General features: G+C 42.2%; 19 protein-coding genes. 17 read left to right on the top strand and 2 right to left on the bottom strand.

Features of this window, described 5'->3' with window-relative positions; all coding sequences use genetic code 11:
* Nucleotides 1–8 precede the first annotated feature (8 nt).
* A complete protein-coding gene (locus tag QL919_RS00555; protein WP_011959983.1) occupies nucleotides 9–743 on the bottom strand; it encodes a heavy metal response regulator transcription factor in 735 nt (244 codons plus the stop codon).
* A gap of 325 nt (nucleotides 744–1,068) precedes the next feature.
* Between QL919_RS00555 and QL919_RS00550 the strand changes: the two genes are divergently transcribed.
* The 11 genes from QL919_RS00550 (at nucleotide 1,069) to tatC (ending at nucleotide 11,620) form a co-directional block, all read left to right on the top strand.
* Nucleotides 1,069–1,395, top strand: coding sequence for a hypothetical protein (locus tag QL919_RS00550; RefSeq protein WP_011959984.1), 327 nt, complete (start codon nucleotides 1,069–1,071; stop codon nucleotides 1,393–1,395).
* Nucleotides 1,396–1,558: 163 nt separating this feature from the next.
* Nucleotides 1,559–1,831 (top strand): hypothetical protein, encoded by a 273-nt coding sequence (locus QL919_RS00545; RefSeq protein WP_011959985.1) that lies wholly within the window; start codon nucleotides 1,559–1,561, stop codon nucleotides 1,829–1,831.
* A gap of 61 nt (nucleotides 1,832–1,892) precedes the next feature.
* Nucleotides 1,893–2,486, top strand: a complete 594-nt coding sequence (locus tag QL919_RS00540) for a cytochrome c (protein WP_290187685.1) — start codon at nucleotides 1,893–1,895, stop codon at nucleotides 2,484–2,486.
* A 165-nt stretch (nucleotides 2,487–2,651) separates the two neighbouring features.
* A complete protein-coding gene (locus tag QL919_RS00535; protein ID WP_011959987.1) occupies nucleotides 2,652–3,290 on the top strand; it encodes a DUF411 domain-containing protein in 639 nt (212 codons plus the stop codon).
* Nucleotides 3,291–3,384: 94 nt separating this feature from the next.
* The gene (locus tag QL919_RS00530) at nucleotides 3,385–5,091 is read left to right on the top strand and encodes a copper resistance system multicopper oxidase (RefSeq protein ID WP_011959988.1); all 1,707 of its coding nucleotides are present in this window, start codon (nucleotides 3,385–3,387) and stop codon (nucleotides 5,089–5,091) included.
* A 25-nt stretch (nucleotides 5,092–5,116) separates the two neighbouring features.
* The gene (locus QL919_RS00525) at nucleotides 5,117–6,181 is read left to right on the top strand and encodes a copper resistance protein B (RefSeq protein WP_011959989.1); all 1,065 of its coding nucleotides are present in this window, start codon (nucleotides 5,117–5,119) and stop codon (nucleotides 6,179–6,181) included.
* A gap of 95 nt (nucleotides 6,182–6,276) precedes the next feature.
* Nucleotides 6,277–6,753, top strand: a complete 477-nt coding sequence (locus tag QL919_RS00520) for a DUF305 domain-containing protein (protein ID WP_011959990.1) — start codon at nucleotides 6,277–6,279, stop codon at nucleotides 6,751–6,753.
* Nucleotides 6,754–7,328: 575 nt separating this feature from the next.
* The gene (locus QL919_RS00515) at nucleotides 7,329–9,947 is read left to right on the top strand and encodes a copper-translocating P-type ATPase (protein WP_011959991.1); all 2,619 of its coding nucleotides are present in this window, start codon (nucleotides 7,329–7,331) and stop codon (nucleotides 9,945–9,947) included.
* Between the two features lie 80 nt (nucleotides 9,948–10,027).
* The gene (gene tatA / locus QL919_RS00510; protein WP_011959992.1) at nucleotides 10,028–10,312 is read left to right on the top strand and encodes a Sec-independent protein translocase subunit TatA; all 285 of its coding nucleotides are present in this window, start codon (nucleotides 10,028–10,030) and stop codon (nucleotides 10,310–10,312) included.
* A gap of 55 nt (nucleotides 10,313–10,367) precedes the next feature.
* Nucleotides 10,368–10,754, top strand: a complete 387-nt coding sequence (gene tatB / locus QL919_RS00505; protein ID WP_011959993.1) for a Sec-independent protein translocase protein TatB — start codon at nucleotides 10,368–10,370, stop codon at nucleotides 10,752–10,754.
* The gene (gene tatC / locus QL919_RS00500) at nucleotides 10,751–11,620 is read left to right on the top strand and encodes a twin-arginine translocase subunit TatC (protein WP_290187684.1); all 870 of its coding nucleotides are present in this window, start codon (nucleotides 10,751–10,753) and stop codon (nucleotides 11,618–11,620) included. The genes tatB and tatC overlap by 4 nt, the downstream gene beginning before the upstream one ends.
* Before the next feature lie 278 nt (nucleotides 11,621–11,898).
* Here the strand turns inward: tatC and QL919_RS00495 are convergent, their stop codons facing one another.
* On the bottom strand, nucleotides 11,899–12,318 hold the full coding sequence (locus tag QL919_RS00495) for a hypothetical protein (RefSeq protein WP_290187683.1): 420 nt from the start codon (nucleotides 12,316–12,318) through the stop codon (nucleotides 11,899–11,901).
* A gap of 533 nt (nucleotides 12,319–12,851) precedes the next feature.
* Between QL919_RS00495 and QL919_RS00490 the strand changes: the two genes are divergently transcribed.
* From QL919_RS00490 to torC, 6 genes are all read left to right on the top strand, one after another.
* Entirely contained in the window at nucleotides 12,852–14,915 is a 2,064-nt protein-coding gene (locus tag QL919_RS00490; RefSeq protein ID WP_201547022.1) for a heme lyase CcmF/NrfE family subunit, read from the top strand.
* A gap of 4 nt (nucleotides 14,916–14,919) precedes the next feature.
* Nucleotides 14,920–15,510 (top strand): DsbE family thiol:disulfide interchange protein, encoded by a 591-nt coding sequence (locus QL919_RS00485; protein ID WP_089553938.1) that lies wholly within the window; start codon nucleotides 14,920–14,922, stop codon nucleotides 15,508–15,510.
* Nucleotides 15,507–16,172 carry a cytochrome c-type biogenesis protein gene (locus QL919_RS00480; RefSeq protein WP_201547021.1) on the top strand — a complete coding sequence of 222 codons (666 nt, stop codon included), beginning with the start codon at nucleotides 15,507–15,509 and terminating at the stop codon, nucleotides 16,170–16,172. The genes QL919_RS00485 and QL919_RS00480 overlap by 4 nt, the downstream gene beginning before the upstream one ends.
* Entirely contained in the window at nucleotides 16,169–17,449 is a 1,281-nt protein-coding gene (gene ccmI / locus QL919_RS00475; protein ID WP_201541823.1) for a c-type cytochrome biogenesis protein CcmI, read from the top strand. The genes QL919_RS00480 and ccmI overlap by 4 nt, the downstream gene beginning before the upstream one ends.
* Nucleotides 17,450–17,910: 461 nt before the next feature.
* Nucleotides 17,911–18,081 (top strand): hypothetical protein, encoded by a 171-nt coding sequence (locus QL919_RS00470; protein ID WP_201541825.1) that lies wholly within the window; start codon nucleotides 17,911–17,913, stop codon nucleotides 18,079–18,081.
* A gap of 136 nt (nucleotides 18,082–18,217) precedes the next feature.
* The gene (torC, locus tag QL919_RS00465) at nucleotides 18,218–19,465 is read left to right on the top strand and encodes a pentaheme c-type cytochrome TorC (RefSeq protein ID WP_238048934.1); all 1,248 of its coding nucleotides are present in this window, start codon (nucleotides 18,218–18,220) and stop codon (nucleotides 19,463–19,465) included.
* Nucleotides 19,466–19,471 lie beyond the last annotated feature (6 nt).

Below are 19,471 nucleotides of genomic sequence, written 5' to 3'. Positions count from 1 at the left end.
CTCTCATTTTATTTTAGATCATCTTTGTTGGTGTCATCGTCGCCCATGCCACTATCCACGTCGACATTCAGTGGCTCTAACTTGTAGCCCATTCCGCGTACCGTATGAATCAGCTTTATATCAAATCCATCATCAATTTTTATCCGCAAGCGCCTTATAGCGACGTCAATGACATTTGTATCACTGTCAAAATTTATGTCCCATACTTGTGAGGCAATCACAGTGCGTGGCAGTACCTCACCTTGACGTTCTAAGAAAAGTTGTAATAAAGCAAATTCTTTAGCAGTCAATTTTATGTTGGTATCGCCTCTATATACAGTGCGTTTAGCAATATCCATTTTTAGGTCAGCCATATGTATGACAGAGCTTTTATAGTCTGATTGATTGGCACGCCGCAATAGGCTTTTTATTCGGACAATTAGCTCGGCAAAAGCAAAAGGTTTGGTCAGATAATCATCGCCACCAATTTCAATGCCCTTAATCCGATCGCTTAAATCATCTTTAGCGGTTAAAAATAAAACAGGCGTATGCTTTCCAGCAGCACGGTAGCGCTGTATCAGCTCAAAGCCGCTGACGTCAGGCAGCATCACATCCATCACCACCACACTAAAATCTTCAGTCATTAACGCATGATAGCCATCTAAACCTGTCATGTGATGATCCACGATGAAACCGGCCTCAGTTAAGCCTTTCTTAATATATTCTCCAAGGTTTTTCTCATCTTCTACTAACAGTACTTTCATCGTTGCTTACCTTTATATCATTATAGTTGTCAACAGCGTATCACTAACATTGTTAGCTTATCAGCCATATATTTATCAGGAACCCTTGTTATAACAGTGTTCTTTGGATAGAGACAGATGCTGGTATTTGGTTTTAATGACAAGAAGATGACAATATTATGCTGTTCCTAACGAACATGTAATATCCGTGTCATCTAGCTGTCAGCCACCATTTAGTATTCTAAATCAACTCCGCATATTGGCTTGTCTCTGATACAGACTGCCTCTACGAGTAAAGCAATTATCCTACTTAAACAGTTTGTTATTTATCTTTAAAGGGTCTTATATGAAAAATTATAGTTCATTAAAAAAAGCAGCTTTGCTTTCAGTATCGATGTTAGTGGGCATGTCAGCGGCCAATGCGCATACCACAAACTTAGATGCTTCTGTTCTCGGTAATTGTGATGCGCTCACTAGTTTTGCAAGAAACGCAGATCATAATGATGCACAAATGTCCAAAGAGCAAAAGAAAAGTTATGTCGACGCCAGAGTGGCTTGTCAGGTTCAACATCAAGATCAACATTTGCAGTCTGAAAAGTATTTTGTAAAAAAATATGGTAGCGATCGTGATAGAAATGCTGAAGCCATATTAAATGAATATATCGCGCATTAGAATCTAAAACAGTGAGAATGACAGCATTGTAATCTAAAGCAGTGAGAATGACAGCATTGTAATCTTAACGTCATCTACCAGTCAGAATGATTAATGTATCATTTAGGCTGGTTTAACAGCTATTGAACTCAATAGCCTTTAATCCAAACAATAGGAGTTAATCATGTCACAATTTAAATTACTGTCTAAATCAATCGCAATGACGGCCATCGCTCTTGTCGTATCGACCTCAGCTATGGCGCATGACCCTAAAATGCATGCTGAAAAAGATCAAATGAACTGTGAAAAAATGCAAAAGCATATGGATATGATGGGAAAAATGGATCATAGCAAGATGGACATGAGCGATCCTGCCATGAAAGCGATGATGGCTAACATGGGTAAAATGAAGCAAATGTACCAAAAACACTGCGTTACTAACGACAGTAAATCTTAAAAATTTTAGCTCTGTTAAATAGCAGTCAACACTTAACGGAAATAAATTGTTAGGAAAACATATGAAATTTTTATTGGGTGCGCTCTTTACCGTATTTGTGGCAATCGTTGGCGTGTTTGCGGTTGTTACTAGTGGCGTTGTCAATGTGGGAGCTGACCAAGAGCATAGCCCAATGATGTTTAGCTTTTTAGAAACTGCTCGCAATCGTTCCATAGAAAATGCCAGTAAAGATATTGTGGTACCAGATTTAGAGAAGGCTGAGCTAATCAGTTCTGGTGGCGCGGACTATAAGGATATGTGTGCAGTCTGTCACTTGTCTCCGGGAGTGGCACAAACTGACTTTAGTGAGGGCTTATATCCAAAGCCGCCCAACTTTACCAAGGCTGATATTGTCAAACGTTATCAAACAGAAGACGGTGCAAAGCAAAGCTTTTGGGCAATCAAGCACGGTATTATGGCATCTGGAATGCCTGCGTGGGGCGCGTCCCATGATGACGCTAGAATGTGGGCAATGGTTGCTTTTATCAGATCGTTACCTGAATTAGATGAAGCTCAGTACACGATGCTAACCACTAGGATAGATGGCGATATGATGGACATGTCATTTGATGGTGATATGAATATGTCGGATGATGGATCTGGAATGCAGCATTAATACTTTCTAGATATGAAAGCCTCCTAACTCACGGTTGTCGCTATCACCAATGTAGTACTGAACAGTGCTGCATTTAATGTTTTTAGTTAAGTACATAAGAATTCAAATATAGGGTGTAAGTTTTTAGAATAGCGAGCATAACAATAGACGTTTAGGAGTAATTTAATGAGACATTACACACATGTGCTTTCTAATGGACATAGCTGGTTATCCGGTCGTGTCCTTTTATTGGTGGTGACATCGTCACTCTCGTTAACGCTAGCCGCTTGCAGCCAATCTAATACCAGTGGCTCTGATTCTCAACCAGTAAAGGTTGAACAGTCTGCTACCCAGAATGCACAAGTACAAAATGAAAGTTCTGCTCCTACAAATGCTCCCGTTAACAGCTCGTCATCATTACTCAAAAACGTCTCAGCCACGGTTTATAAAGATGCCAACTGCGGCTGCTGTAAAGAATGGGTAGGCTATGCAAAAAACAATGGATTAAGTGCAACCACGCACGATGTGGAAGATCTATCCTTATTTAAGGAGCGTTATGGCGTACCACAGCAAATGCGCTCTTGTCATACCACCGTTACCACCGACGGTTTTGTCTTTGAAGGGCATGTCCCTGCTAAACACATGGCTGAATTCTTAGCAAATCCTCCTGCACAAGCTATTGGACTTGCCGTACCGAGTATGCCGGTTGGTAGCCCCGGTATGGAGTATGAAGGTAAATTCATGCCTTATAAGGTAATGCAGCTTAATAAAGACGGCACCACAGAAGTCTATGCTGCTATTGAGTCTCCTCAGCAGCAGCTGTAGTGTTGGCTTAGATGTGAATAGATTCTGTTAAATATCGAAAATGTTATAACTATAAGCTTAACCACCATCTCTCAAATTAAATCAGGTTATCATTATGAATAAAAAGAACATACTGAACCGCCGACGTTTTTTAACCGGATCCTCTGCTGTCCTTGGTGCCTCCTTGATGCCGACTATTGCTAGTAGCGCATTGGGACAATCGAGTCGCTCAGGCAGTCAGGGCGCTACTATTAACAGTGATAAACCCGATCATAAAGTACCCATACTGACAGGCAAAGAGTTTGATCTTTATGTCAGCAAAAAACCCATCATTGTTGATGGCAAGTCAAGCACGGCGACGCTCATTAATGACTCATTACCAGCGCCAACGCTAAAAATGCGCGAGGGCGATACGGTAGTGATACGCGTCCATAACCAAATGAATGAGTCGACCTCTATTCATTGGCATGGTCTACTAGTACCGTTTGAGATGGATGGCGTGCCCGGCATTAGTTTTGATGGTATACCAGCAAATAGCACCTTTACGTATAAATTTACGCTGAAACAATCTGGCACTTATTGGTATCACTCGCACACTGGATTCCAAGAACAAACCGGTATGCGCGGGGCCATCGTCATTGAGCCGAAAGGGCGCGAACGTCATCCTATCGAGGAAGACCATGTCATTTTGCTCAGTGATTGGACGCACCGTGACCCGCACAACTTGGTTAAACTATTAAAGCAACGCGCAGACTTTGATAATTATCATTTACCAGATTTTAAAAAGCTACTGTCCGATATTGCCGCAACAGATCTAAAAGCTGCTTTTGATAAGCGCAAAATGTGGAATCAGATGCGCATGATGCCGACAGACTTTACTGATCTGTCTGGTGAAAAAACCTTTACCTATCTGATGAATGGTAAAACCACAGCGGCTAACTGGACGCAACTTGTCAAGGCTGGACAGCCTGTCAAACTACGTTTTATTAATGGTTCAGCGCAGACGATATTTGATGTACGCATCCCCGGCCTAAAAATGAAAGTCGTCGCGACGGATGGGATTGATGTCAGTCCCGTCGATATCGATGATTTCCGTATTGGGGTGGCCGAGACTTATGATGTCATCGTGACGCCCACTAAAGACGCGCATACCATATTTGCTCAAAACATAGATCGGTCAGGCTATGTTGCGACAACGCTTGCTACCAAAAAAGGTGCTCGTCCTGCGATACCTGCTATGGACAAAATCGAATGGCTGACGATGGCCGACATGATGGGCGCCATGGGATCGAATGGCTATAACGCTAAACATGCCAAAACAGAATATGACTTTAAGTCCGATATGCGCGTTGATAGTCCGCGTATGAACCTTGATGACCCTGGTATTAATCTACGTAACATTGATAGAAAGGTTTTGAATTATAGTCAGTTGCGCTCTGTCGGCGATGAGATAATGGCAGAGCAGCGCAAACCCACCAGAGAGATTGAAATACATCTGACGGGAAACATGGAGCGCTATATTTGGGCTCTAGACGGGGTTATGTTCAAAGATGCCGCACCGGTCAATATTAAGCCCAACGAGCGCGTACGTATTACCTTAGTCAATGACACCATGATGAATCATCCCATGCATTTGCATGGTATGTGGAGCGATCTGCGGATGCCTTCAGGTGAGTTTCAAGTACGTAAGCATACGATAATGGTACAGCCTGCACAAAAGATAAGCTTTGATGTCACCGGAGAAGCTGGCAGATGGGCATGGCATTGCCACTTGCTCTATCACATGGAAGCAGGGATGTTTAGAGAAGTTGCCGTTGTTTAATAAACCTTCGAATATGAGCCTTATTATGAAAATATATAAAGTAGGTCTACCGTTTATTGGCATGTCATCTTTGATGCTACTAATGTCACCTTTAGCAAACGCTGCTGAGATGTCGAACATGGATCATGGCAGTATGGACATGTCTGGTATGGATATGTCAGATATGGATCACAGCAGCATGGATATGTCGGGCAATATGTCAGATATGGACCATAGTAGTATGGACATGTCGGATATGGATCATAGCAAAATGGATATGTCTGGTATGGACATGTCGGATATGGATCACAGTGGCATGGATATGTCAGGCATGAACCATGGCAGTATGGATATGTCAGGCATGGACCATGGCAGTATGGATATGTCAGGTATGCAAGGTGGTAAAGCTCCAGCTGATGCTCGCAGTCCTGACTATTCAAACGGTGTTCCCTATGGTCGCTTTGGTAAGCCTGTGATGATGGGTAGCTTACCGTTATGGGGCGTATCAGTAGACGATCTGGGCTATCAATTTGACGATGATCAAATCAATTATGAGTTTGATACGTGGTACGGTACAGACAGCAACCGCGTAACGCTACGTAGCGAAGGTAGTATCCAAACTAAAGATGATAAAGAAATTGATAGCTTAACCTCACTATCTTACTGGAAGCCACTTAGTATTTTTTGGAATGGGGAAGCCGGTGTTGCTTATGATACCGAAAATGATAAATCTGCCGTGATGGCTGGTATTGCAGGCACTGCACCTTACTTCATCGAAACCGATGCTAGAGCTTATTTATATACTGATGGGCAAGTTCGTCTAGATCTAGGTGCGGAGTATGAGTGGCGCTTAGATCAACATTGGGTAGTGATTCCAGAAGTAGAGCTGACGGCATTTAGCAAAGATGATACAGATAACCATATTACTAAAGGCTTTAATGAGTTTGGGGCTGACGTTAGGCTTACTTACGAGATGTTAAGTCGTCAGCTCGCGCCTTATGTGGGTATCAGCTATGAGACCGCTTTAGGCAACGCAAGAGATTTGCGACGTCAAGAAGACGAAGCTGTTGATTCTAGTAGCGTTACAGCTGGTGTGAAATTTTGGTTCTAGTGTTAACCATGTAAGTAACAACAGTTTATAACACTAGCTCTAAAAAAAGGCACCTCTTTATTTAGGTGCCTTTTTACTAAATTAAGGACAAGAATATGAATAACCATATGGATAATAAACAGAAGCAAATGAACCCTTATGTAAAGTTCACAATCATGATTTTAACATCGACAGTCGTGATGTTTATCATGATGTATTTTAATACTTATCAATGGGATCACGTTTATTTTAGCGAAACCAGAGCTTATATGGCGTTATATATGGGCGCTATGATGGCTATTATTATGCTCGCCTTTATGACCAATATGTATAAAAAGACTAAGGTCAATCTAATGGTTTATGGGATTAGTGTCGTGCTATTTGCCTTTGGTTTATGGGGCGTTAGATCACAACAAACGGTCGATCAAGTGGATTGGATGCAGGCGATGATACCGCATCACTCGATTGCTATTTTGACCAGTTCGCGTGCTGATATCGAAGATCCACGTGTACGTCAGCTTGCTGATGACATTATCGAAGCACAAAAGCGTGAAATCGCTGAGATGCAAGCACTTATTGAAGAGCTCGAATAGACGGCTATATATAGAGGTATGGCAAGCTAAGAAATTGATTATGAAAAAATGGTGATACCTGGTATCAGCGCTATAGTCTTCGCTGGTACCTTTACCTTAAAAGGACAGATTGCACAGATAATTAATGTGATTTTTTACCTACCCCTTCAACTGCAGTAACTGTTCTTTGTTTTACTGTTCTTATTTCAAAACCTCTTATTCCTATATCGAAATGTTCAATATCTGTCGATTGCTATTCTTGAGTGATAGTAAGCATCTAAAAGTATACGCTCGCCCACCACTGTCAATATGAGTGCTATGAGTCTTGGAGAAATACTATGATGGAAGGCATGGGTTGGGGTTGGATGGCTCTCTGCTTGTTGTTTGCGCTACTATTTTTCGCAGTACTAGTACTAACAATCATGGCACTGCTCAAGTATTTGCGTGATAAAAACTAAATTCCAATTGAAAAGTATAGAAATTATTTTTTAGAGGTTTTTAGATTAATGATTAGATGAATAGCAATCGAGGATTGATGATAGTGCTTTAAGAGTTGTACTTATTATAAATATTTATTGTCTTCAAGGAGTGGTTTTATGAAACATATTGCCGATGAAAAATCTATCAAAGGTGGTCAGTACGATAAAGTGCCAGAAAACTATAGTGGTACGGTTTATATCTGCCCGATGCATCCTGAGGTTAGAGATACTGAGAAGAGCGATTGTCCGATATGCGGCATGTTTCTCAAACCTAAAGACGAGGTTGCTGAATCCAACAATAATGAGGGCAGTCATGCGCATTGTCATAAAGCGGATGCTAATAATAGTACTGAGTTAAAGTCTGTCGAAGGCAATAAGTACGACAAGATACCAGAAAATTATAACGGCACGATTTATATTTGTCCTATGCATCCAGAAGTAAGAGATGTTGAAAAAAGTGACTGCCCAATATGTGGCATGTTTCTTAAACCTGAAGACGAAGTTGCTAAAGATGATAGTCACGCCAGTTGTCATGGAAAGGATACTGATAGTAGCGGAGTAAAATCTGTTAAAGGCGGTAAATACGATAAAGTACCTGCTGATTACGATGGCACGGTATATACCTGTCCTATGCATCCTGAAGTGAGAGACGTTAGAAATAGCGGTTGTCCGATATGTGGTATGGCGCTTGAGCCCGAAACGCTTACTATCGGTGAAGAGGACACCTCAGAGCTTGACGACATGACTCGTCGTTTTTGGATATGTACCGTGTTGACTGTACCGCTATTAATATATGTGATGAGCGGTATGTTTGACTTAAACGTAGTTAATTTTAGTCAGTATGGTATCTCTTCAAAGATCTTACAATGGGCTGAGTTAGTGCTCGCGACCCCTGTAGTGCTTTGGGGCGCCGCCCCGTTTTTCGTCCGTGGCTGGCAGTCTATAAAAAGCCGCAATCTAAATATGTTTACCTTGATTGCGATAGGCGTAGGCGCTGCTTATATTTTTAGTATTGTCGCGACCTTTTTCCCCGATATTTTCCCAGACAGTTTCAGAGATGCCTCTGGTCAAGTCGGAGTCTACTATGAAGCGGCAGCGGTCATTGTGACCTTGGTGCTACTGGGTCAAGTATTAGAGCTCAAAGCTAGAAGTCAAACTTCAGGTGCGATTAGAGCTTTGCTTGAGCTCGCACCACCAACCGCAAGACGTGTCGATGAAAACGGTGAAGAAGTCGAAGTCTCGCTTGATGAGGTCGTCACTGGCGATAAGCTACGGGTTAAACCAGGTGAGAAACTACCCGTAGATGGTACAGTGATCGATGGTAATAGTAATGTTGATGAATCAATGGTGACGGGTGAGCCAATCCCTGTATCAAAAGTAGCAGGAGATACAGTGACTGGTGGTACGGTAAATGGCACCGGAACGCTATTAGTCGAAGCGGTCAATGTTGGAGCAGATTCAGTATTATCTAAAATTGTACAAATGGTTGCTGAAGCCCAGCGTAGCCGCGCGCCTATCCAGCGCTTGGTAGATCAAGTGGCGGGTTGGTTCGTACCTATTGTTATTGTCAGCTCTATCATAACCTTTATTGTCTGGGCGATATTCGGCCCTGAGCCCGCTATGACCTATGCTTTGGTTAACGCGATTGCGGTACTGATTATTGCTTGTCCTTGTGCCCTTGGTCTAGCGACGCCGATGTCCATTATGGTTGGTACCGGCAAAGGCGCGCAAAACGGCGTCCTCATCAAAAATGCTGAAGCGTTAGAGAGTATGGAAAAAGTCGATACCATTGTCGTCGACAAGACCGGAACACTGACCGCTGGTAAGCCTGAGCTTACCGCAATTGATGCGCAGGTAGGTCAAGATGAAGACGAGTTCCTCGCATTGGTAGCCTCAGTAGAAAGCGCTAGCGAGCATCCTTTAGCAGAAGCTATCGTTAGAGCAGCTCAAGAAAGATCACTCATTATTCCTAAAGCTACTGACTTTAATTCGACTACTGGCGAAGGCGTACAAGCCGTGGTCGATGGTAAGAAAGTCGCTATTGGTAACTCTAAGCTTATGGAAAGCCTAAATAGTTTTGATAATGAGCTGTCCACTAAAGCTGATGTCCGTAGAAAAGACGGTGAAACGGCAATGTTTGTGGCTATAGACGGTAAAGCTGCTGGTATTATTTCAGTTGCTGACCCTATTAAACCAAGCACTAAAGAGGCTATTTCACTGCTTCATGACGCAGGTTTAAAAGTTGTGATGCTAACCGGTGACAACGAAAAAACCGCGCAGGCAGTCGCCAATAAACTAGGTATTGATGAAGTTCATGCGGATGTCTCACCAGAGGATAAAAACCGTATCGTCAAAGAAATGCAAGACAGCGGTAAATTGGTCGCTATGGCGGGTGATGGTATCAACGACGCACCAGCGCTAGCGCAAGCTAATGTTGGTATCGCTATGGGAACCGGTACCGATGTGGCGATGGAGAGTGCGGGCATTACCCTGCTAAAAGGTGATTTAATGGGCATTGCCAAAGCTTATAAGCTTAGCCACGCCACCATGCGCAATATCAGACAGAATCTGTTTTTTGCCTTTATCTACAATGCACTTGGTGTTCCTATTGCCGCAGGTGTGCTCTATCCCATATTTGGGCTTCTGCTCAGTCCGATGATAGCAGCGGCAGCGATGAGCTTGTCGTCATTCTCGGTGATTGCTAACGCGCTGCGATTGCGCCGTTTGAAACTATAATTCTGGTACGGTAAAAAGTGTTCTAAAGCACACTGACACATACTGGTCTAAACAAGATCACAAAATATAAGGATACCGTTATGGGCAGCTTTTCTATTACACATTGGCTGATTTTATTGGTCGTAGTGGTGGTCGTATTTGGTACTGCCAAGCTTAAAAATGCAGGTAAAGATTTAGGCGGTGCGGTGAAGGGTTTTAAAGAAGCGGTCAAAGATGAAGAACCCGAGAATGCTCGCAAAAATCATGTGCTTAGCCATGAAAATAGTACGCCAGCTGCAAGTAATGATTTAAATACGCGTGTAGGTAATCAGGCTGATGATATGGAAATCAGCCCTATTTCCACTGATGACCAGCCTAAAGTATGAAGCGCGCCGCTTATAAATAGCGGCACTAAGTAGTCTATTAATATATGTGACTGTTATGTTTGATATTGGGTTTTCCGAATTACTCTTGTTTGGCGTCATTGCTTTAATCGTATTGGGCCCAGAAAAACTGCCGCAAGCCGCACGTACCGCTGGGCAATGGTATGCCAAACTGCGCCGTACAGTATCCACTCTACAATCTGAAATAGAAGCTGAGCTTGATCTAGCTGAAACACGTCAACAAATGCAAAATGAACTTGCGAAAATCCGTCAGACCGAGTCGGATATGAAGCGCGAATTAGCAGAAATGCGTGGCAGTATGCAAAAGTTTGAGCAGTCACAGAACCAAAGCCTAGACGCTTCACATCAGTCAATCACCCCTTATGCTAAAGACCATCAACAGAATACTACCTCCTCGTTCATTAAACAGGAGGCGGATCAGTGAGCCTATTTAAACGGCAAAAAAGTCGACAAGAAAAAATAACAGATATAGAGTTTGAGGCGCCAACAGATACAACACAGAATAGTGAGTCTGGAGATACGTTAGGTACGCTTGGCGATATGCCTATTACCGGACATTTAATCGAGCTGCGTACGCACTTAATAAGAATATGCGTGGTCGTCTTAATTATATTCTTAGTATTGGTGGGATTTTCACGCGAGCTTTATAATCTTTTATCAGACCCATTAGTGGCGCAGTTACCCATCAATTCGACCATGATTGCCACTGATATAACGTCAAACTTTATGGCACCCATTCGCTTAACGATATTCGTCGCCGCATTTTTAGCAATGCCTTATATCCTGTATCAAATTTGGTCATTTGTAGCTTCCGGCTTATATAAAAAAGAGAAGAAAATTGCCATTCCTGTACTGCTATCTTCGATATTTCTATTTTATGCTGGTGTTGCTTTTTCCTACTTTGTCGTACTCAAAGGGGTATTGAAATTTTTTATTATGTTCGCTCCGCAGAACGTTATACCAATGACCGATATTGACAGTTATCTGAGCTTTGCACTCAAATTGTTTATGGTGTTTGGACTGACTTTTGAGATTCCAGTGGTCACCTTACTACTGATAATGGCCGGAATCGTTTCTACTCAGAGTCTAGAAGATAAGCGTCGTTATATTATAGTCGGCTGTTTTGGGATTGCCGCGGTAGTGACACCGCCTGATGGCGTATCAATGCTGTTACTAGCGATTCCTATGTGGCTACTGTTTGAGCTGGGTTTACTCTTAGCAAAAATATTAATTAAAAGTGAACGAAATAACGATTTAGTCTCAGGGAATGAAACATTAGAAAGTACCTAGCAATAGAAAGTACCTAGCAATAGAAAGTAGCCAGCAATACCTTAAACACGCCAAGTACCTCTCTTTGATAGCTGACTCACTGGCTAAGATAAGCAAATCAAATGGACGACACCAAACTTACTATTCTTTAGATGCTTACTCTAGACTTTCAGTAGATTATGCAAGTTTACTAAAAACACTTGTTTAATGGACACTCGCTGGTAGTGGGGCTTAGATTTTATTATCTAGTTCTCTGATTCAAATAGATTGGTCTCTGATATCTCCCGAGAACTTCAATATTAATAAGTCGAGACGGGTTCTTCTGTTTCACCACTATTTAACACTTCAGAATCATTACTACGGTTAATACCTACATCGTCATTTGACATATCTTCGCTGACTATCGCACCATCCTCGGAAACTGCCCCAGTATTCTCAGGCATATCATTACTTGGCAGAATAGCACTTTCCTCTCGGTTACTATGCATGGGCTCACTGGAAATAGCTATCTCAGCTGCTGCTTCTTGCTCTGATGTTTGTGAGTCAACCTCTAGAGCTGAACCTTCCATCGTTGATTCGTCTTTTTTATCACAAGCACTTAATGTTAATGCCGATGTTGCTAGTATGACAAATAGCCATTTTCTACGGGTGGTGTTTGATTTCTTATTGTCAGGGGATAGTTGGATTATGGTAGCAGTTTTTAGAGTTTTATTTATCATATTCATAATGCTCTCAGCTCTCTAGCCTAATTAGTTGGTAATAACCTTTAAAGTTATGCCGTTAGATAAAATGCTAATCAGTAAGGTTTAATTAATATCATAGGACTATACTAACAATTAAGGGTAGCTACCTTATCAGTTACAGCACAATTATGTTAAAAATTCGTAACTACCTGTCAATGAGTCATGTCTTATGGTTGGCTGAATATAAGTAAGCGCTGATTACCTAAAATAAATAAAGTAATAGAGCAAATGATAATTTATTGAGTAGGCTTCCGCACTTAACGCACTCTGAGGTCTTAATCTACTGCTTCATAAGAAAATGCTTACATGCAAAAATTCCGCATAAATGCTGGCTTGAAGCCATTATTAGTCTCGATAAATCGGCATAAATTTGGCTAAGACTTGAGACGTAAATATCAAAAAAAAATCATTAATGTTAGAATGGTTTTAAGCTCTACTTCAGTCAGTTTACTTTAAATTTCTAGGTCACTCTTAATGATGACTTAAGCCGATCAAATAAGGTCAGATATATGCTAATCACAGAGCTGGGATATTTTGCTTTGCTGGTAGCCTTTGTGCTCGCCATATTGCAAGTGATATTACCTACATGGGGTGTATTAAATAACAATGTTGCTATGCAACGTTTAGCGCCTAGTCTAGCTTGGGCACAATTCTCTATGATGATGCTGTCATTCGTAGGATTGATGGCAGGGTTTTATTACAATGACTTTAGTCTGGAATATGTGACCCAACACTCTAATAGCTTACTACCTTGGTATTACCGAGTATCAGCGACTTGGGGTGGCCACGAAGGCTCGTTATTGTTATGGATGACTATTCTGGCGACTTGGGCAGCATTAGTCTCTTTATTTAGCCGCGGTTTACCATTATCTATGCGTGCGCGGGTGTTGGTTATTATGGCTGGCGTGCAGACGATGATGTTATCGATGCTTATTTTCACCTCATCGCCGTTTAATCGCACCTTGCCTTATCTAATGGTCGATGGTGTAGACCTAAATCCAGTACTACAAGATCCTGGATTAATCATTCACCCGCCAATGCTATATATGGGTTATGTTGGCATGGTCGTGCCTTTTGCTTTTTGTATGGCAGCATTGTGGGCAGGGAGGCTGGATGCAGTATGGGCACGCTGGTCGCGGCCTTGGACTCAGGCGGCTTGGGGTTTTTTAACGCTAGGCATCGCTCTGGGTTCTTGGTGGGCTTATTATGAGCTTGGCTGGGGTGGCTGGTGGTTTTGGGATCCAGTGGAGAATGCTTCTTTGATGCCATGGCTGGCGGGTACGGCATTATTGCATTCATTGGCTGTCACTGAAAAGCGTGGTGTCTTTAAGGCATGGACCATTATGCTGGCCATCTTTACCTTTGCGCTAAGTTTGCTAGGTACCTTCCTTGTGCGTTCTGGCGTCATTACCTCTGTGCATTCATTTGCAGCTGATCCAACCCGAGGCCTCGTTATTTTAGTTATTTTAGCGATAGTCATCGGCGGTGGATTAATTATGTTTGCGCTGCGTGGCTGGCAGTTGACTGTTGAAAGTCAATATCGCGCGATATCGCGTGAGTCTTTTTTAGTCATCAATAACGCCATTATCTTAATAGCGACTTTAGTCGTCCTACTTGGTACCTTATATCCTATCATTGCTGATGCCTTTAATTTAGGCCAAGTCTCCGTTGGTGCGCCTTATTTTAATGCTTTATTTGTACCGCTAACGTGGTTATTAATGCTTGCGATGGGCATGGGCTCGAATATTCGTTGGAAGAAGGACAGTCGACCTTTACTTGGACCGGCACTGATTATCGGTATTAGCAGTGCTGTTTTGGGTGCAATTATCAGCTATTTCGTGTATCCAGTAGCAATGTTTAATATCGCGGTGACTGTCGCGTTGAGTCTATGGGTATTGGCATGGATGTTCATCGATATTAAAGATAAGACTAAAAACGCTAAAACTCGACTGGCTGGTATTAAACGTCTGAAAAGTAGTTATTGGGGCATGCAGACCGCCCACGTAGGCGTATTAATCGCCGCGATAGGTGTGGCATTTACCTCTAGTATGAGTATTGAAACCGATGTGGCGATGGGTATCGGCGACAGCGTTCATGTTCAAGGTTATGATTTTGAGATTAAAAGTTTTACAGAGGTCAAAGGCAGTAACTATGATGCGACCGAAGCCGAAGTCTTAGTCAGTAAAGAGGGTCAATCGGTTACGACATTGCGGCCACAAAAACGTACTTACGTGGTGAGTATGATGCCGATGACCGAAGCTGCAATTGATGACCGACTAAGCCGAGATCTATATGTCGCGTTAGGTGAACCTATCGCTGAAGACAGTAATCAGTGGGCCATCCGCATCTATGTCAAACCACTTATCCGTTGGATTTGGCTGGGTTCTATTATCATGGTACTCGGTGTAGTGATATCGATGTTAGATCCTCGTTATCGCATCAAACCTAGGAAGTATTCCAAAATTTTAGAAGATGATCTTGACTATGGTATCTATGAAGACAGGCCTATAGATATAAAGACTGGGGTAAAATTAGTTAATAGTTCAGTTACTCAGTCAGTAGAGGAGCGCTAAGGTTATGGAAAGTAAACAACTTAAACTGTGGTTTTTGATTCCGCTTATCGTGTTTATTGGTTTCATTATTATGCTTTTTTTTAGACTGGGTAAACCGACGGAAATCGTGACCAATACAGCACTCGAACGTCCAGTACCAACTTTTGAGTTGCCACTATTGTCTGATACCAGTCTCATGGTGACAGACTCACAAATGCCAACATCTCCTTATTTAATCAATATTTGGGGTTCATGGTGTCCGACTTGTGTGTATGAACATCCTTTCTTTTTAGAATTAAAGAAGCGTGGTGTCCATACGGTCGGTGTGAACTATAAAGACGAGATTGGTGATGCGCTTAATTACCTTAATGAGCTTGGCGATCCGTATTTGATGTCTGTGCAAGACTATTCTGGTCAGTTCGCCTTGGATTTAGGTTTGACTGGTGCCCCTGAGACTTTCGTTGTCGATAGCAAGGGCATTATTCGTCAGCATATCGTTGGTGAAGTAAACGAAGAAAATTGGCAAAGTCGGATTAACCCTTGTTTAAAACTTCTACAACAAGAGGCTACTGGTGAAAAAATAGCATCTACCCAAGTTGAAGAGGTTTGCCAATGAACGCTAACACCTCATTATTTTACAGACTAGTGTTAATCCCAGTTTTTGTGCTTTTTACCTTATTAATAGGAGCGACAAACCTGAGTCATGCGGCTATCGAAGTTTACGACTTTGATTCAAAACGGCAAGAAGCGCAGTACCGCGGCCTAATTGATGAGTTTCGTTGCCCGAAATGCCAAAATCAAAATCTGGCAGGTTCTGATGCACCTATCGCCCAGGATTTAAAGCAAAAAACTTATGATATGGTAAAAGATGGTCGCTCGGACGCTGAGATTCGTCAGTATATGCAAGAGCGGTATGGCGATTTTATTAGTTATAGTCCACCAGTACGTCCATCTACATGGATACTTTGGTTCTTTCCACCCCTGTTATTAATCTTAATACTGGGCGGCTGGTTTTGGCGCAATCATACTCGTGGTAAAGCTCCTAATAAAGCTCCTAGTAAACGCCCTATTATGCCGAATACAGATATAAGTAGTTCACTAACAGTTAAAGAGCAAGCAGCGTTAGATAGGCTGTTAGCAAGTCGGGAAGAATCAGGTAAGACAACGACAGAGGCAACGATAGACGAAGCTAACCTAACTGAGACTAAGCCCTCTAATCTTAAAACGACGAAACCCAAACCTAATGGGCAAACACGCGATAAAGGAGATTCCTTATGACTGTGTTTTCTACTCTTGTCATATTTATTATTTTTAGCCTATTAGTTGCTCTATTAGCCGCATTGATAGTCATCGTACCGTGGTTGCGCTCAAGTAGAGAGGCGCCTGATCCTGTAGACAATCGGCTCATTGATCTAAATATCGATGTGTATAAGTCCAGATTGCGTGAGCTCGCTGCTGATAAGGCAATAGGTACTATAGATGATGTTCAATATATAGACCAAAAAACAGAACTTGAGCGCCAGTTATTAGATGCTGAACAAATCGCAACACCTATGCAATTGCCTAGTCTCAAAGGTCAGTTGGCACTGATAGTCTGTGTGCCAGTATTGGCGATATGTGCTTATGTGCTTTTCAGCGATCGTAGTGATGTGTTTGACTTATGGCGTGCGCAGGATAGGGTGGGTGAAGTATCAGAGGAGCTGCTTTCCGGCAAGATTGAAGTACTACCAGAGTGGGCTTTTGAAGATGGTGCAGGGCTGTTCACGACCATTCAGACCAATGTCCATCGTAATGCTGATGATTCTTACCGCTGGATGGTATTGTCGGAAATATTTTTATCTTTTGAAGAGCCTGAATCCGCTTTAGAAGCCCTGTCGAGAGCTTATAGGCTGTCCCCTGATGATAAAAATATTGCGGCAGAGTATGCGCAGTTAAGCTTTTTAGCAAATGGCGGTAGTCTTGATGTCGAGACCCGCCGAGTCTTGGAGGACATCTTGAAAGGCGATCCTGAGAACGAGGCAGCACAGATGTTGATGGCAAGGGGCGAGGCGAAAGCAGGTAACTATGAGCAGGCACAAGGCTGGATAGCTAAAATGCGTCAGCGTATGGAACAAAATCCAGGCGATGACATGCATGCGCTTACTGGCTTGGACGAGTTAACAGCCAATATTGTCAGGCAACAAGCGCAAGCTGCTGAAGGTGTCGATGTATCTGTCACTGTAAATGCTAAGTTACTACCTTTGATAACCGCTGATGATGTGTTGTTTGTCGCTATTCGCGCCGCTGCAGGTGGGCCGCCCTATGCGGCAAAACGAATACCGATTAGCAATTTAAAGCAAGGCAATATCAGTTTAAGCCTAAGTAATCTAGACGCGATGATGGCTGATAGAACTTTACAACCTGCTCGCGCATCAGGTGAGCAGCTGGTTGTGACTGCGCGCATTAGCCATTCTGGTAATGCTATTTCCGCATCTGGTGATTTATCCTCTAATCCAGTTTTGCTAAAAAGTGACCAGCAACAAGTAAATATTGAAATCAATCAGCAAGTACCTTAAGTTCTAAAGCTAACTGCTATTGTTAATTAGAAATTTTTTAATCTTTGAAAGCCCCGACAATCTCGGGGCTTTTCTGTATGTAAGATAGTATGAAAATTCAGGAAATAATAAAGCTTGGTATGCCTTATAACACCTGATTTGCTCTTATATTAAAAGGCTTATTGAAATTAAGAATTTGTTCTACAGTTTTAGGCTGAACTAAGCTTATTCCTTACTAAAAATAGGATTTTTATGTTATCATTATCTTTAGTGAGGATATAAACAACTTTCAGTTTTAGTTTATCTATATCAAGCAATAGCTAGGTTAAAAATTAATACACAGTACACCTATAAAAACAACTTATCACCCATTTTAAAATAAAAATAATGGCTGGTTTAGTCTTATAATTCTTATGAAAACTGCTTTGAATATTACTGTTTTACTACTTGTTAGCCAGCGTGAATATATTTAGAGGTGACCTATGCAACCTGAACAACCATTACAAACCCAACAGCAACCAGTTAGACGCGAGTGGCTCAGTGCTCTAATCATGGCTTTTGTTGCCTTGCCATTTATAGCCCTTTTATTCCTTTGCGCTTACGGTTTCATCATTTGGTTCGGTCAAATGCTGTTCTGGGGACCCCCTTCTTAAGTCTATTAACTAGCGTCCCGTCAGTAACTAATATTGTCCAATCGCTAATCTCTATTATTTTCACGCAAAAAGTGGACAAATAACCGCCCAAATTATATGAAATCTAAATGGCTATGAAATACAGTAAGGAATCATCATGAAAGCAATCATGAATGCAATCAAAAGCCTATTTAACTGGCTGCGTCGTCTTCTTTTTAAACCTTCTGCAAAAATCGGATTGGGTCTTCTCGTCATCATAGGCTTTGCGGGCGGAGTTTGGTTCTGGGCAGGGTTTAATGCTGGCATGCAAGCAACCAACACCGAAGAGTTCTGTACTTCTTGTCATACTATGGGTGATAACATGTTACCCGAGCTCAAGAAAACTGTGCATTTTAAAAACCGTACTGGCGTTAGGGCAGAGTGTTCAGATTGTCACGTACCCCATGACTTTACGGCTAAAGTTGCGCGTAAAATGCAAGCCTCACGTGAAGTACTGTCACAACTAATGGGTGACATTGGTACGCGAGAAAAATTTCTTGATCATCGTGTGGTATTAGCACAACGTGAGTGGGGCCGCTTCAAAGCTAACGATTCTAAAGAGTGTCGCACTTGCCATGATTACGACAGCATGGATTTTGATAAAATGCGTGTCACCTCACAAATGATTATGCGTAGTGCGGCTGAACGTGATGCCAGCTGTCTTGATTGTCACAAAGGGATTGCGCACGAGTTACCAAATACTGAAGGTATGCACAATCCAGCATTTGATTCGCTATTGTCTGAAGCAAGAAGTACCAAAATTAAAGATGGTCAAAACTATTACAACATTGTACCGCAAGATTTATATACCTCAGATGATAGAAAGACTAAAGCAGGTAGTATAGAAATTGCTGCACCCGTTAAAGTATTGGCGCACAAAGATGGTGGAGTACAAATTGAGCTGGATATGTGGCGCAAAAACAAAGGCTTTGGTCGCGTATGGTATACCAACTTTGGTCTAAATATTCCTGATGCCATTATCGAAAAAGACTTAGCTAGTGATGAGAGTTTAATTACAAAAGGCGAGCTGAAAGAAGATCCACTCACTGGTCTTGAATGGCAAAAAGTGAAGGCTCAGTTCTGGGTTGCCGAAGGAGGCCTCATGGAGAGTATCGAGCCAGCTTGGGACATTGCTAGCCAGACGTATAGTGATAGCTGTAGTACTTGCCACCGTCAACCAGATCCAAGTGGACACGATGCCAACCAATGGCCAGGCCTATTTAGTGGAATGGTAGGGTTTACTAACTTAGACAATGATAGTGCAGCTATGGTCTTAAAATATCTACAACTGCACTCATCAGACTTTAGAAAGAACCCTCAAGGTAGTGGTTCGCCTGAAAATACGTTCCAAGGTGCTAGACCGTAACTAGAG

The sequence above is a fragment of the Psychrobacter sp. APC 3426 genome, from assembly GCF_030408035.1.
In the GTDB taxonomy this organism is placed as follows: domain Bacteria; phylum Pseudomonadota; class Gammaproteobacteria; order Pseudomonadales; family Moraxellaceae; genus Psychrobacter.
This window is presented reverse-complemented; position numbering and strand designations above follow the sequence as displayed.

What these genes read in the sequence shown, in the direction of transcription:
- QL919_RS00520 (WP_011959990.1), top strand. Translation starts at nt 6,277, where the DNA reads ATGAATAACCATATGGATAATAAACAGAAGCAAATGAACCCTTATGTA.
- QL919_RS00470 (WP_201541825.1), top strand. Translation starts at nt 17,911, where the DNA reads ATGCAACCTGAACAACCATTACAAACCCAACAGCAACCAGTTAGACGC.
- QL919_RS00495 (WP_290187683.1), bottom strand. Translation starts at nt 12,318, where the DNA reads ATGATAAATAAAACTCTAAAAACTGCTACCATAATCCAACTATCCCCT.
- QL919_RS00480 (WP_201547021.1), top strand. Translation starts at nt 15,507, where the DNA reads ATGAACGCTAACACCTCATTATTTTACAGACTAGTGTTAATCCCAGTT.
- tatB (WP_011959993.1), top strand. Translation starts at nt 10,368, where the DNA reads ATGTTTGATATTGGGTTTTCCGAATTACTCTTGTTTGGCGTCATTGCT.
- tatA (WP_011959992.1), top strand. Translation starts at nt 10,028, where the DNA reads ATGGGCAGCTTTTCTATTACACATTGGCTGATTTTATTGGTCGTAGTG.
- QL919_RS00525 (WP_011959989.1), top strand. Translation starts at nt 5,117, where the DNA reads ATGAAAATATATAAAGTAGGTCTACCGTTTATTGGCATGTCATCTTTG.
- torC (WP_238048934.1), top strand. Translation starts at nt 18,218, where the DNA reads ATGAAAGCAATCATGAATGCAATCAAAAGCCTATTTAACTGGCTGCGT.
- QL919_RS00530 (WP_011959988.1), top strand. Translation starts at nt 3,385, where the DNA reads ATGAATAAAAAGAACATACTGAACCGCCGACGTTTTTTAACCGGATCC.
- QL919_RS00555 (WP_011959983.1), bottom strand. Translation starts at nt 743, where the DNA reads ATGAAAGTACTGTTAGTAGAAGATGAGAAAAACCTTGGAGAATATATT.
- QL919_RS00490 (WP_201547022.1), top strand. Translation starts at nt 12,852, where the DNA reads ATGCTAATCACAGAGCTGGGATATTTTGCTTTGCTGGTAGCCTTTGTG.
- QL919_RS00540 (WP_290187685.1), top strand. Translation starts at nt 1,893, where the DNA reads ATGAAATTTTTATTGGGTGCGCTCTTTACCGTATTTGTGGCAATCGTT.
- QL919_RS00550 (WP_011959984.1), top strand. Translation starts at nt 1,069, where the DNA reads ATGAAAAATTATAGTTCATTAAAAAAAGCAGCTTTGCTTTCAGTATCG.
- QL919_RS00485 (WP_089553938.1), top strand. Translation starts at nt 14,920, where the DNA reads ATGGAAAGTAAACAACTTAAACTGTGGTTTTTGATTCCGCTTATCGTG.
- QL919_RS00545 (WP_011959985.1), top strand. Translation starts at nt 1,559, where the DNA reads ATGTCACAATTTAAATTACTGTCTAAATCAATCGCAATGACGGCCATC.
- QL919_RS00535 (WP_011959987.1), top strand. Translation starts at nt 2,652, where the DNA reads ATGAGACATTACACACATGTGCTTTCTAATGGACATAGCTGGTTATCC.
- QL919_RS00515 (WP_011959991.1), top strand. Translation starts at nt 7,329, where the DNA reads ATGAAACATATTGCCGATGAAAAATCTATCAAAGGTGGTCAGTACGAT.
- ccmI (WP_201541823.1), top strand. Translation starts at nt 16,169, where the DNA reads ATGACTGTGTTTTCTACTCTTGTCATATTTATTATTTTTAGCCTATTA.